10 protein-coding genes, 1 tRNA gene and 1 pseudogene are annotated in these 12,063 nt (G+C 55.0%); 4 read left to right on the forward strand and 8 right to left on the reverse strand.

Annotation, left to right across the window (positions count from 1 at the left end; all coding sequences use genetic code 11):
• Nucleotides 1-328: 328 nt before the first annotated feature.
• The 4 genes from C4885_RS13190 to C4885_RS13205 form a co-directional block, all read right to left on the reverse strand.
• The gene (locus C4885_RS13190; RefSeq protein WP_114000777.1) at nucleotides 329-2,068 is read right to left on the reverse strand and encodes a carbon starvation protein A; all 1,740 of its coding nucleotides are present in this window, start codon (nucleotides 2,066-2,068) and stop codon (nucleotides 329-331) included.
• Between the two features lie 697 nt (nucleotides 2,069-2,765).
• A complete protein-coding gene (locus C4885_RS13195) occupies nucleotides 2,766-4,223 on the reverse strand; it encodes a DUF4153 domain-containing protein (protein ID WP_114000778.1) in 1,458 nt (485 codons plus the stop codon).
• Between the two features lie 31 nt (nucleotides 4,224-4,254).
• Nucleotides 4,255-4,467, reverse strand: coding sequence for a helix-turn-helix transcriptional regulator (locus C4885_RS13200; protein WP_114000779.1), 213 nt, complete (start codon nucleotides 4,465-4,467; stop codon nucleotides 4,255-4,257).
• A gap of 13 nt (nucleotides 4,468-4,480) precedes the next feature.
• On the reverse strand, nucleotides 4,481-4,972 hold the full coding sequence (locus tag C4885_RS13205) for a DUF2975 domain-containing protein (RefSeq protein WP_114000780.1): 492 nt from the start codon (nucleotides 4,970-4,972) through the stop codon (nucleotides 4,481-4,483).
• Nucleotides 4,973-5,217: 245 nt separating this feature from the next.
• On the opposite strand from C4885_RS13205, the gene C4885_RS13210 reads away from it, so the two are divergent.
• Nucleotides 5,218-5,293, forward strand: a tRNA-Lys gene (locus C4885_RS13210).
• A 39-nt stretch (nucleotides 5,294-5,332) separates the two neighbouring features.
• On the opposite strand, the gene C4885_RS17340 is transcribed toward C4885_RS13210, so the two are convergent.
• Nucleotides 5,333-5,728 carry a tyrosine-type recombinase/integrase gene (locus C4885_RS17340; RefSeq protein ID WP_114000781.1) on the reverse strand — a complete coding sequence of 132 codons (396 nt, stop codon included), beginning with the start codon at nucleotides 5,726-5,728 and terminating at the stop codon, nucleotides 5,333-5,335.
• A 145-nt stretch (nucleotides 5,729-5,873) separates the two neighbouring features.
• On the opposite strand from C4885_RS17340, the pseudogene C4885_RS13220 reads away from it, so the two are divergent.
• Nucleotides 5,874-6,470, forward strand: a pseudogene (locus C4885_RS13220) (MATE family efflux transporter); the annotation flags it as partial.
• Between the two features lie 93 nt (nucleotides 6,471-6,563).
• On the opposite strand, the gene C4885_RS13225 reads toward C4885_RS13220, so the two are convergent.
• Both C4885_RS13225 and C4885_RS13230 read right to left on the reverse strand, forming a co-directional pair.
• Complete coding sequence (locus C4885_RS13225; protein ID WP_114000782.1) at nucleotides 6,564-8,666, reverse strand: hypothetical protein; 2,103 nt, start codon at nucleotides 8,664-8,666, stop codon at nucleotides 6,564-6,566.
• Nucleotides 8,663-9,085: a response regulator gene (locus tag C4885_RS13230; protein WP_114000783.1), complete on the reverse strand. Its 423-nt coding sequence runs from the start codon at nucleotides 9,083-9,085 to the stop codon at nucleotides 8,663-8,665. Before C4885_RS13230 ends, C4885_RS13225 begins: the two co-directional genes overlap by 4 nt.
• A gap of 177 nt (nucleotides 9,086-9,262) precedes the next feature.
• On the opposite strand from C4885_RS13230, the gene C4885_RS13235 reads away from it, so the two are divergent.
• Both C4885_RS13235 and C4885_RS13240 read left to right on the forward strand, forming a co-directional pair.
• Nucleotides 9,263-10,018 carry a LytR/AlgR family response regulator transcription factor gene (locus tag C4885_RS13235; RefSeq protein WP_371681675.1) on the forward strand — a complete coding sequence of 252 codons (756 nt, stop codon included), beginning with the start codon at nucleotides 9,263-9,265 and terminating at the stop codon, nucleotides 10,016-10,018.
• Nucleotides 10,019-10,053: 35 nt separating this feature from the next.
• Entirely contained in the window at nucleotides 10,054-11,478 is a 1,425-nt protein-coding gene (locus tag C4885_RS13240) for a sensor histidine kinase (RefSeq protein WP_371681676.1), read from the forward strand.
• Between the two features lie 261 nt (nucleotides 11,479-11,739).
• Here C4885_RS13240 and C4885_RS16780 read toward each other — a convergent pair.
• A partial coding sequence (locus tag C4885_RS16780; RefSeq protein WP_207657595.1) for a hypothetical protein occupies nucleotides 11,740-12,063 on the reverse strand: 324 nt, incomplete at its 5' end.

Raw genomic sequence — 12,063 nt, forward strand, 5'->3', positions numbered from 1 at the left:
GCCAAGCCAAAAGCGCAGATAATACTGGATGCTGCAAAGGTGAGCGCCGCCAGTGGCGGAAACAGCGAACCGAAGCAGGGGCAGCGGTCGCAGAGTGCGAGGGGCTTTTGACCCCGAAGCACGATGCAGGTACCGCAACCCGACATTATCGAGCATTTTGGCAACGCAGATGCCGGAGCGGTGCTTAAGCCGCAAGGCGGGAATTGTGCGGTGTTGCCTTTACTCTTTATAAGATACATACAAATATAAAAGCAGCCACCCCCGCAGCATGGCATGACACTGCGGGGGTGGCTGTTATTTATGGAAGGTAGTAACTGTCAGGGATAAATCAGGCAGAAGCCTTTTCGCTGTTCTTTTCGCTCTTGGCATAGCTCTTGAAAGAGTTGACCACGATGGTGATGCCCAGAACGATCAGCAAGATAGCGATGATCAACTGCAGGCCGTTTGCGATGAACACAGCACCCCAGGTGGTTTCGCCAGCGGGGATGGTGGTGGAAGCTGCGGTCTGGATGGCCTTGACCATAGCAATCAGGCGCTGAACCAGAGCAGTGAAGGTGACGCACAGCATGATGATCAGCGGCGGGAACAGCATCTTGTTGTTGCGGCCGGTGACCTTCAGGAAGACGCACAGGGTAACCAGAACCAGAGCGCTCAGCAGCTGGTTGGCGGAACCGAACAGAGGCCAGATGTTGGCATAGCCGACCTGGGTCAGCAGGAAGCCAAATGCCAAGGTGATGATGGTGGAGAAGTAGGTGTTGCAGAACAGCTTACGCCAGCCTTCTGCATGCTCCATATCGTCCACGCTGAACAGTTCCTGGAAGCTCATACGGCCGATACGGGCAACAGCATCCAGGCTGGTCAGAGCCAGAGCGGAAACGCACATGGTCATAAAGACGGTAGCAACATAAACGGGCACGCCGAACATCTCAAAGAAACCGGCAACGCCGCGGCTGAAGATCTGGAACGGGGTACCAGCAGCGGGGGTACCGTCAGCAGCAGCGGCTGCACCGGCAACGCAGAGGGCCAGAACAGCCAGCAGGCTTTCCAGCACCATAGCACCGTAACCAACCTTCAGCATATCCTTTTCGCTTTCAACCGTCTTGGAAGAAGTACCGGAGGAAACCAGACTGTGGAAGCCGGAAACAGCACCGCAAGCCACGGTAACGAACAGAATGGGGAACATGGTGCCCAGCTTTTCGTTATTGAAACCGGTAAAGACGGGCAGGTTCATGGTGGGATGTGCAACCAGCAGGCCAACAACAGCACCGGCAATCATGCAGATGAACATGAAGGTGGTCATGTAGTCGCGGGGCTGCTTCAGCAGCCACATGGGCAGAACTGCAGCAAAGAAAATGTAAACAAAGGTGATGTAGCTCCAGGTAGCCTTGTCAAAAATCAAGGGGAATTTCATGCCGACAGCAAAGGACAGCACGATGAACACGATGCCCAGAACAGCCTCTTTCCAGCCAGAGAAGTTGAACTTCTTCTGGATCAGGCCAAACACAACAGCGAACAGCATGAACATGATGGAAACCATGCCGGCTGCGCCGTTGGTGGTAGCTGCATCAGCCAGGCTGGTAACGCCGTCAACCGTGGTGTAAGCGTTAAAAGTACCGGCAACCATATCAGCAAAAGCTGCAATAACGATGCCGCAGAACAGCCAGCAGAACAGCAGGAACAGCTTGCGGCCCAGCTTGCCGATGTACTTTTCGATCAGCATGCCCATGGACTTGCCGTCGTTCTTAACGGAAGCATACAAAGCGCCGAAGTCGGTAATAGCGCCAAAGAAAACGCCGCCGATGAGCACCCACAGCAGAACCGGCAGCCAGCCGAAGGCTGCAGCCTGGATTGCACCGGTAACAGGGCCTGCACCGGCAATGGAAGAAAACTGATGGCTGAAAACGGTCCAGCCGTTGGTGGGAACGTAATCCTTACCATCGTTATACTTAACAGCGGGGGTCTGTGCGTTCGGGTTAATGCCCCAGGTTTTTGCCACCCAGCGCCCATAAAACGCATAAGCACAGACAAGAACCACAGCAGCAATCAACACGATGACGAGTGTGTTCATGATAATCCTTCTCTCCGTTAATAATAAAAATTTTCCACTCCATCCAGCCAAATGCGGTAAACAAAAAAGCCTTCGTCTTTCTTTGTTGGCCCATTTGGACCAACGCAAAGACGAAGGCATACACTGCAATCATGCGCTGCACCATTGCAACTTTTACTTCCGCGTTACCACTTTGCTTTGCCGGCTCAATGCCGACCACTCACCCGCAGCCCCACACCGCACTGTGCCGGACTGCGCACCCCATTAACGGAGGGTTCCCGGCTTGAACTACACGGCGGGCGGTTCTGCCCGCTTTCCCCCAAGCTGCTCGCAGGTGAGGGCCAGACCGCGCCTTGCTGCCGTCTTGCACAACCAACGGCTTTCTGTAAGCGGTGATACGGATAGGTCATTTCCTGTTCATTGCATTTGGCTGATGAATTGCTATTACAATAAACCTTTTGGCACACATTTGTCAACACTGTACAAAGCGCTTCACTCATTTTTGGTGATGCGGATAAATTTCACGCAGTTTCGACCGGCTATTCTTAGACAAATTGTAAACAAAATTTGAACAAATTCGCAAGGTTTGACGCAATCAGCAAGGCTTCTCCGCGGCGGGATGAGGGCATCCCGCCCTACAGATCATTTGTATGTTTGCACCGCAACATAAAATAAGCTGTAGGGAACGGTCTTGCGCACAGCGCAAAATGGCGGAGTTTCACTCCGACAAGTTCGCGTTTTCCCCTGCCTGTTGGGTGATATACTCGTCCAGCTCGCTGCTCTGCCAGGTGTAGCGCTGCAAAAGCTGCCAATCGCAATCGGGGCGGGCCAGCTGAGCATCCACACAGAAGCGCTCCAGAGGCAGGCAGCACAGCAGGCTGAAGCTGAACGCCGCTGCCACAAAGGCCATGCGTGCCGCCGGGATGCAGCGGAACAACCGCACCGCAGCCAGAACACTGGCCAGTAACAATGCTCCCAGCACCCACGCAGCCCAAATGCGCCGCACCGTTGGGCCGTACAGATTGATATACACCGCCAGCTTGGCCGCGGCTAGCATCGCAAACCCGGCACCGAACCCGCACAGCGCCACGGCCAACACGCGGGATAAGCTCTTTTGGGTAACCGGCTGCGCCCCCAAAAAGTGCAGTGCCGCCAGCACAGTAAGGTCCAGCACCAGAATGCGGCAAAACTCCCAAAAACCGTTCACCGCAAACGCGGCGGCATCCGGCGCGGTCAGGGGCAGCGGTGCCCCAAGGGCGGCGGCGAATTCCGCCGCCTGCACGGCAAAAAACAACGTATACACACCACACAGCACCGCCATGACTAACACTCCCATCAGCTGAGGCAGGCGCGGCAGGGCTGCCAGTTTGCCGTAAAACTGTTCCGCCGCAACAGGCGGCGCCTTGCGCCGGGCGCTGCCGCCCGCCAGACCAAACAACCAGGCACCAACAGGCAGGGAGAGCGCAAAGATCAGCAGATTTGCCAGCAGGGCATCCTGCCCGAACAGCTGCCCCAGCCAGCTGCCAAGATGCCCCCACAGCCGGGCAAAGTTATCATCCGCCCCCGCCAGCGTGGCGCAGGCCGCACCGCCCAGCAGCAGGGCAGCAGTTATACTGACAGCGGTTTCCAGCATGCGGCCTTTGCGTCCCGCATGATTGGCCCACCAGCGGTGCAGTGCCTGCCACAGCAGCTGGGTACGCAGCAAAAAGTTGCCGAATGGGATGGCAAACATGCCCGCCACGCCATCCAGCAGCACAAGGCAGCTGGTGCGGCCAGCCGCCAGTAAATCATTGCGGGCCAGCACATAATAAATAGCCGTGCAGTGCCACGCCACGACCTGCCAGAAGCCAAGGTCGTCCGTGTGCAGGCTCCACCCCGCCATGGCCAGGCTTTGCACCAGCCAGCAGCACCACCAGGCCGCGGCGGTCCGGCTGGGTTTGCGGTCCCCCGCCCAAGCGGCGAGCTCCACCACTACGGTATACAGCGCCACAAACACCAGCACTCCTGCGCGCCAGGCGGAGTACTCGCTCGCCACCCCAAAACCCAGGCAGCGGTCAACATATTCATAGCCCGCCGCATAGCTCAGCAGCAGGGCGGCCAGCATGACCCACTGCGGATTTTTGGGTGCAGAAAATGGAAGGGGCTGGCCTGCAGCCTCTTTTTTATCAAATTTCATTGGGTTGTCTCCTTATATCAAGGTCGTTTCTTTACGTTTCGTCCGGGCGGTATTCCAACAGGTCAGCGGGCTGGCAGTCCAGCGCTTTGCACAGGGCTTCCAGGGTGGAAAACCGCACCGCTTTTGCTTTGTTGTTTTTCAGGATGGAAAGGTTGGCCGGGGTAATTCCGATGGTTTCAGCCAGCTCCCCCGCCCCCATGTGGCGCTTTGCCATCATCACATCCAGGTTGACGATAATTGGCATCTTCTGCGCCCCCTTACACGGTATAGTCCAGTTCATCTTTCATCTTAACGGCCTGGGCAAACGCATTTTTGATGACCCGCACGATCAGCGCCATAAACGCCGCCGCAACGCCAATGGCAAAGATGAACGGCAGCCCCAGCACAGCACCCACCGGCAGGCAGAGCGCTGCAGCCCAGGTGCAGCACCAGCTGATGCGCCGCAGGGCCAACACGTTGGCAGGGGTAAACACCTCTTCTTTTTCAATGCGCGCCAAAAACATGTACAGGTTATACAGCATCCACAGGGCCAGCGCGGCGCTGCAATAGCCCAGCCCCAGCAAAAAATACCCCAGCTTTGGCCCATGCACCAGCTGCAGCGCGTGCACCGCCAAAACCCAGCTGACGATGCGCGGCCCGCACAGCACCATCACCACGCACCCCATGGCCACCGCCAGGGTGGCGAACTTGGTCAGCATAATGCTTTTGTGGTCGTTCCAGCCAAAAAAGTTTTCTGGTAATTGACGCATTGGTCATTCCCCCTGATGTTTTATGATATATCCGATGCTGTTATCATAGCATCTATCGCATCGTTTTGCAATACATTTTTATTGTTTTTCAATATATTTATTCTGTTTTGCAATGCGTTTATGCTTCAGGTTCCTGCACCAGCTGCCCTGCGGCAGATTTTCTGGCTGAAAATGCGGCAAAAAGCTTGACTTTTTCTCCCATACCTGTTACAATATTTAAGCTGTAACAGGCAAATTGAGTATTTGTGCCCGTAGCTCAGTTGGTAGAGCACCTGACTTTTAATCAGGGTGTCCGGGATTCGAATTCCCGCGGGCGCACCAAAAAGCACCAGACAGTTTTAACGCTGTCTGGTGCTTTTTTTATGCTGTCTTTCGGCTGATTCTGTCCATAGGGCTGAAATTCGGGAACTTTTGCGTTGTTTTTTGCTGTGTAAGGTGCAGGTATTTCTGCACCATGGTCAAGCTTGTGTGGCCCAGAATTTCCCGCAGGCTGTATATATCACCGCCGTTTTCCAAGTAGCGTGTAGCAAACGTATGTCGCAGCAGGTGCGGGTGTAAACGCGGAATTTCTGTTTTCCTTTTCAGCTTTTTGAACAGCTGCTTTATCGTTACCTGCGTAATGGGTTTCAGGTTGCTTTGCAAAAATACTCTGTCGGATGTAGCGCAGGCAGGGCGGCGGCGCAAATAGCGCATCAGGACTTTGCGTGTTGCATATACACTGGCAAGCCGGGAAAGCGTTCCCGCTCTGACCACCATTCATCAGGATGCGGCGCTCCGGGCAAGGACTGCCATCCGCCGCCTTGAAGCCCTGCGGGACGCCCCCCCCCTGCGATGCCGGCATCGTTCTGCCGGTGGAGCTGGTGGAACGGGAAAGCACAAGGAGGCTGCCATGTCAGACTTTATGAGGACCCTTTGCAAAATCGCCATTCCGGTCACCTTACAGGGAATGCTGCAAGCCTCCTTTTCTATCGTGGATCAGATCATGATTGGGCAGCTGGGCGAAGCCGGTATTGCAGCCGTGGGACTGTGCAGTAACTTCACTCTTATTTTCTCCGTGATGTCCGGCGCAGTCGGCACGGTTGCCGGTATTCTGATCGCACAGTTTCTGGGTGCGGAGGAGCACACCGAGGCGTGGCGCAGTTTGGATGTAAGCCTTGTCTGCGGGGGTGTGCTGGCAGCACTGTTTCTGCTGACGGCAGGGGGCTTCCCGGCGCAGGTCTTGGGACTTTATACGGCAGATGACGCCATCCTCCGTGTGGGGGCGGGGTACTTCCGCATCGTGGCGTTCTCTTATCTGCCCATGGCGGTCAGCACCGTCCTGTCCGCATGGCTGCGCTGCAAGGAACACGCCGCTGTCCCCTTTTGGGCAAGTTTTGGCGCGGTAGCGGCGAACACCGGACTGAACTATCTGCTCATCTTCGGAAAGCTGGGTGCCCCCACTATGGGCGTTACCGGTGCTGCCATCGCCACGCTGGTTTCCCAGCTTTTGAACCTGCTTTTGATCTTGATAGGCTTTGCGGTCTGCCTTCAAAAGGAAGCGGAACGCCCGCTCACCGTGGAGATTTGGACACGGTGGGCGGGCGTTTTATGTTTATTTTCCGAGTACAACGGAGAGCCTGATCTCCTTTTCCGTCTCGCTCAGGTCAAGAGCGCCGCCATCGGCGACGGTCACGCGCAGCTCATAGAGCGTACCGGCGGTAAGTTCCGTTACAGCCTTGCCGTCCTCGTCTGTGATCGACCACAGTGCAGGATCGACCTTTGCTAGCTTGCCGTCCACGCCATAGGCGTAGAGGGTCAGACCGGAGGTGCTGCCGGACAGGTTATTCATGCGGAAAGCTACCGTGGTGTTGGGATGTACGTTGCGGACGGTCACAGTGTTGCGCCAGCTTGCAACGGTGCCTTCACCGCCGTCCTGCGCAAACTGTTCCTGCGAGAGGACATTTCTTGCTGCCTGATCAAGATCGACCTTGCGGTAGGGCATTTCGGGCAGATAAACGAAACGGTCCTGCAAACGAAGCAGTTCCAGATAGCCTGTCGGGCAGTAGAGCGCATTGCCGCTGTTGCCGGCATACATTCCAATGGCCATGTTGTTATAGCCGTACTTGTTGGAAACATCCATCGTGAAAACAGTCTCGCCAGTTTCAAAATCCAGAATGATGTACTGCCACATCCCGGTGGTCACATCCTGCATATAGCCGTAGATATAGCCCGTTGCGGTGGAAAGCTTCAGGATGGAAGTGTCGCTCAGGTCGTTCCGGCTCCAGATGCTCTTCATCTCGTAGCCGTTTGCGGTCTTTACGGTGTCCATGCGCTCGATGCCGGGGGCGATCATAACGTTGCCCTTCATGAGCCAGTTCTGGTCGTAAATATTAGCGTAGCTCTGGATGGAGGAGTCGTTGTTGGGGTCCGCCAGACCTGCATTGCCCGCGCCAAACCAGTTGCAGACGATGGTGCTGACGGTGCCATTGCCGTCGTCATAGACGATGGCAGAGTTCTCAACGGCTACCTGATAGCCCTCGGGCAGGTCATCCAGCACCGGGGCGCTTGCCACGACCTCGCCGGTCTTCATATCGAGCGCAAGAAGGTTTACGATATCCTGATTGTCGGTGAACAGCACAAGGTTCGGTGTCAGTGTGGGAGAGCAGCCGCCGCCCCATGCAAGACCGCCGCCGGTGGTCTTATCGCCTTCGCCGCTCACCTTTGCACCCGCGCTCTCATAGGGCGTGCACCACACAACGTCTACGCCTTCTTCTGCACGCAGAAGATAGCAGTTCTGGTTGGTGAGGATCACTGCACCGTCCTTGGAGGCGGCGATGCCGTTCTCGGCACCCTCGCCGGGGGTCAGCTCGTAGACAAAGACAGCCTTTGAAAGGTCTGTCTGCTCGCCATTCAGGATCGCATCAATGGCAGAACGGGCAATATAGCCGATGACGCCCTGCTGCTGGCGCTGCGGATAAATGCGGAAGCCGCCCGTTGCAAACCAGAGGTTTCCGTCATAATCAAAGACCACGGACAAAAGATTCTGCGTCAGCTCTTTTCCAAGCGCGGCTTCGGCGGCAGCCTTGATATCAATGTCCAGCACCTTCTCAAATTCGGGCAGCACATTGCCGTTTTCATCTGTTGCACGGAGCATCAGCACATGGTTGTTGCTCGTGGGGCAGACGATGCGGTTGGACGCGTCCATGAAGGTATAGGAGCTCTGGATAACGTAACCGCCGCCGTCATGCTTCTTTGGCGAGAAATAGCCGAGCGTTTTTGTTTCTTCGGCGTTCAGGTCGCGGATGGCGATGCCGCCCAGCAGCGGCACAACGGCATGGCCGTAGCTGTCAAAATAGATAGCGGGAGAAGCATTTGCATTCGTTGTCTCATAGGAAACGTTGATCTCGGGGTAGATCGCAAGCGGCAGGATCTCATCCGTTGAATCTGTGTTGTAGCCGTCGTGATGAATGTTTGCATCGCTCTTGGCCATGTAGGGGTTTTCCTCCACCTGCTTGGGGTTCAAGGCCTTCACAGGCAGTGCCGCAGAGGTCGTCTCCGCAGCAGAGGGCTGCACCACGGCGGACGGTGCAGAGGGCTGAGAAGCGGCGACACTGTCTGCGGGCATCTGTGTACCGCCGCAGGCGGCCATGGAAAGGCACAATGCTGCGGTCAGCGACAAGCTCAACGCAGAGTGGATGATCTTTCTCTTTTTCATAAGTCGTTCTCCTTGTTGTGTTCGTTGCGGTCAGGTCGGCGCTGCTCTGCCGGATTTTTTTGATCCAGCCAGATGCAAAAACCCTGCCGCAAAGCGGCTTCGGTCACTGGCTCCAGCAGAAAGTAGTCTGCACGCAGCCGGAAGGCATGGAGCGAAAAATTCAGATCGCTGCACCAGATAACGCGTGTTTGGGGACAAAGCGCGTGCAGATGCTCTACTGCATTCAATCCATCCACCCCCGGCAGGGCGATCACGGCATTTGTCAGCGGCTCGCAGCGCGCGGCTTCAAAAAAGCTTTCCTGATCGTGGTAACAGTCCATTTGGGGAAATAAACAATGCTCGGCGCAGAACTGCAAGATCTGCTCTGCCCAAAAAGCTTCCTGCGCCCTGCTGTTTGTCAGCACGGCGATTCGATACACAGCGACCCTCCTTCCTTCTGCCGTTGTTGAGGTTCTCTGTCTCTAGTATACGGGTGGATACGGCTGTTTCAAGCTGTTTGGCACGAAAGCCCGGTTTCCGTCACGAAATCCCGTTTTCTGCTGCGACAGAACCGGGCAACTGTGCTATAATCAGGATGAAAGAGTTTATAAAGGAGGTTGGAAGCTATAGCAATAGCTTCTTGGTACAGCATGAGATTTGCGATCGTCGATGACCTTGGTACGGAGCGCACGCTGCTGAAGGAGCGCTTGGCACGGCAGCTGCGCCAGCGCGGTACAGAAGCAGAGCTTTTAGAATTTGACAGCGGAGAAGCTTTTCTGGCGGCAGAAGAAGCGCAGCGCTTTACCGCCGCATTTTTGGATATTTACATGGATGGTTTAAGCGGCATGGACGCGGCAAAGGAACTTCGGAAAACAGACGCAGACTGTCTTCTGGTTTTTACCACCACCTCGACAGACCATGCACTCGAGGGGTTTCAGGTACGGGCATTTCATTATTTGGTCAAGCCCTTTTCAGAGGCCGAGTTGTCCGGTCTGTTGGATGAAATGCTCGCAAAATTCCCCCGCCCGGAGCCGATTTTGACGGTGAAGGTGGATGGCAGCGACATCCATTTGCGCTATCGTGATATCATATCCGCCGAGCATTTCGCCCACATCATCAATATCCGCACCACTGCCGGCAAAACGCTTGCCATACGCCAGAGTTTCAAGGCGTTCACAGAGCCGCTCAAAAAGGACCCGCGCTTTTTTGTTTGTGGCCGCGGTACGATCATCAATATGGAGAATGCTGCCGATTTTCAGGATGCCGCCTTCTGTATGACGGACGGCAGCCAGGTCTATGTCAGTCAGGAGCTTTTGAAAGCCGCACGACAGGCGTTTATGGAATTTCTGCTGCAAAGGGGGCGTGTGGGTTGAAGGATGTTCTGCGCCCGATCCTGGAGCTTACCGTTGTGTTTCCCGGCCTGCTGCTCGCGTATTTTCCGGTGCGCTCCTATCTGAAGCAGTCTTCCGCAAAGCTTGCGGTATGGGAGGTGCCGCTGCTGTTCGGGCTTTGCCTTGGCGGCGGGCTGTTTTGCTATCATTTCGGTCTCTCGACCGCGTTCCCCTTGCTGCTCATAACGATTGTGACAATTTTCCTGTATCTCAAAACGCTGCGGCTCTCTCTCTGGAAATCCGGGACCATCGCGCTGGCGGTCTGCGCGGTATTTGCGTGCCTGAATAGCTTGTCCCGCGCCGTTGGTACGGCGATCACGATCCGGCTGCAGCTGCCGCCGGACAAGCCGTGGTTCTGTTTTAGCGCCTGCATTTTTTATAACGTGATCTGCTGGCTGACCGCTGCTGCAGCCTATTATCCTTCTACCCACTCAGTGCGCGCAATGGTGGAGGATGACAATTTTGCGCAGACGTGGTATGTGTTCTGGGTGCTTCCGATGGTGTTCATCCTGCTGAATCTTTTTATAACCCCGCGCTACCAGATAACGCTCCGTATAGGGCGGGTCTTGCAGGTCTACATCGTTATGAGCATCGCACTTTTGTTCCTGCTGTTCTTGTTCAATACAATTTTCCTGCTGATGGCAAACAGCCTTAACAAGAATGCAAGATTGCAGCAGGAAAACCAGTTTCTTTCCATGCAGCAGCAGCGCTATGAAAGCCTGAAAGCCGCCATTGAAGAAGCCCGGCAGGCGCGGCACGATATGCGCCACCAGCTGAATCAGATCTCCGCACTGGCCGAGGCAGGAGATCTGGATAACCTGAAGGCTTACCTTGCAAAAACGGTCTCCCGGATCCCGGATCTGGATATGAATTTCTGCGAAAACCGTGCAGCGGACAGTGTTGTCGGCTATTATTGTGCCCTTGCAAAGCGTGAGGGTGTTCCCTTTTGTGCCAAACTCGACTTACCACAGGTGCTTCCTGTGGACGAGATCGATCTGTGTCTGGTGCTGTCTAATCTTCTGGAAAACGCATTCGAAGCCAGCCTACGCACCGCACCCGCCCGGCGCAAGATCGCGATCACCGCGTATGTCCATGCCGAGCGGCTTCTTTTGGTCGAAGTGGAAAACGCATTTGACGGTGAAGTCAACGAAAAAAGCGGGCTCTTCCGCTCGTCCAAGCGAAAGGAAAACGGGATCGGCATCCAGTCTGTCCAGCATATTGCAGAAAAGACCGGCGGTGCAAGCACATTTACCCATCAGAATGGCGTTTTCTCTGCCAAGGTCATGCTTTGTGGAGAAAAGCAGCCGCCAGAGACCGCGGACAGCACCACGGAGTTGTACGGAAAATGTGAAAAGCAATGCGGAAAGCGCAGAAACTTGCCATATAAAAAGTGGAAACTTCATTCCCCAAATGGCAACCTCCATGCTAAAAGTGGCAAGTGACATATACAAAATGCCATTATACAGAAATGCCCACTCCCCTGAGAACTCCTCAGACGAGTGGGCATTCTTCTTTCCGTGTATCAAATTTACCTTTGTGGTCACTCAAATCGCCACCAAGTCATGGATTAAAAATCATCATTTTTTATTTATCCCAGAGTAAGTGCACGGTTTCTGCACTGTTTTTGCACGGTTTCAAGGGTTGCAATGGGTACTCTGACTTGCAAAATACGACAAAGGGTGCAGAAATTGCCGGGCGGAAAATCACGATGCTTTGCACAAAAATAGCGAAAACTCGAAACTTCTAAAGTCAGAGTGTTCTGCCCGGTGGGCTCTTTTAATCAGGGTGTCCGGGATTCGAATTCCCGCGGGCGCACCAAAAAGCACCAGACAAATTTTTGTCCGGTGCTTTTTTGTTGTGTCATTCAAGATTCTCAAGGCAATACCGCATAATTCTAAGTGCCGATACGGCGAGCGAGGTGCGGCAGATGCTAAGCCAAAAGCGCAGATCATACTGGATGCTGCAAAGGTGAGCGCCGCCAGTGGCGGAAACAGCGAACCGAAGCAGGGGCAGCGGTCGCAGAGTGC

It is taken from the genome of Subdoligranulum sp. APC924/74, from assembly GCF_003324125.1.
Taxonomy (GTDB): Bacteria; Bacillota; Clostridia; order Oscillospirales; family Ruminococcaceae; genus Gemmiger; species Gemmiger qucibialis.

Bases quoted from the DNA above. Each gene is read 5' to 3' on its own strand.
- C4885_RS13190 (WP_114000777.1), bottom strand. From the start codon at position 2,068: ATGAACACACTCGTCATCGTGTTGATTGCTGCTGTGGTTCTTGTCTGT.
- C4885_RS17340 (WP_114000781.1), bottom strand. From the start codon at position 5,728: ATGGTGGTCAGAGCGGGAACGCTTTCCCGGCTTGCCAGTGTATATGCA.
- C4885_RS13200 (WP_114000779.1), bottom strand. From the start codon at position 4,467: ATGCCAATTATCGTCAACCTGGATGTGATGATGGCAAAGCGCCACATG.
- C4885_RS13205 (WP_114000780.1), bottom strand. From the start codon at position 4,972: ATGCGTCAATTACCAGAAAACTTTTTTGGCTGGAACGACCACAAAAGC.
- C4885_RS13225 (WP_114000782.1), bottom strand. From the start codon at position 8,666: ATGAAAAAGAGAAAGATCATCCACTCTGCGTTGAGCTTGTCGCTGACC.
- C4885_RS13195 (WP_114000778.1), bottom strand. From the start codon at position 4,223: ATGAAATTTGATAAAAAAGAGGCTGCAGGCCAGCCCCTTCCATTTTCT.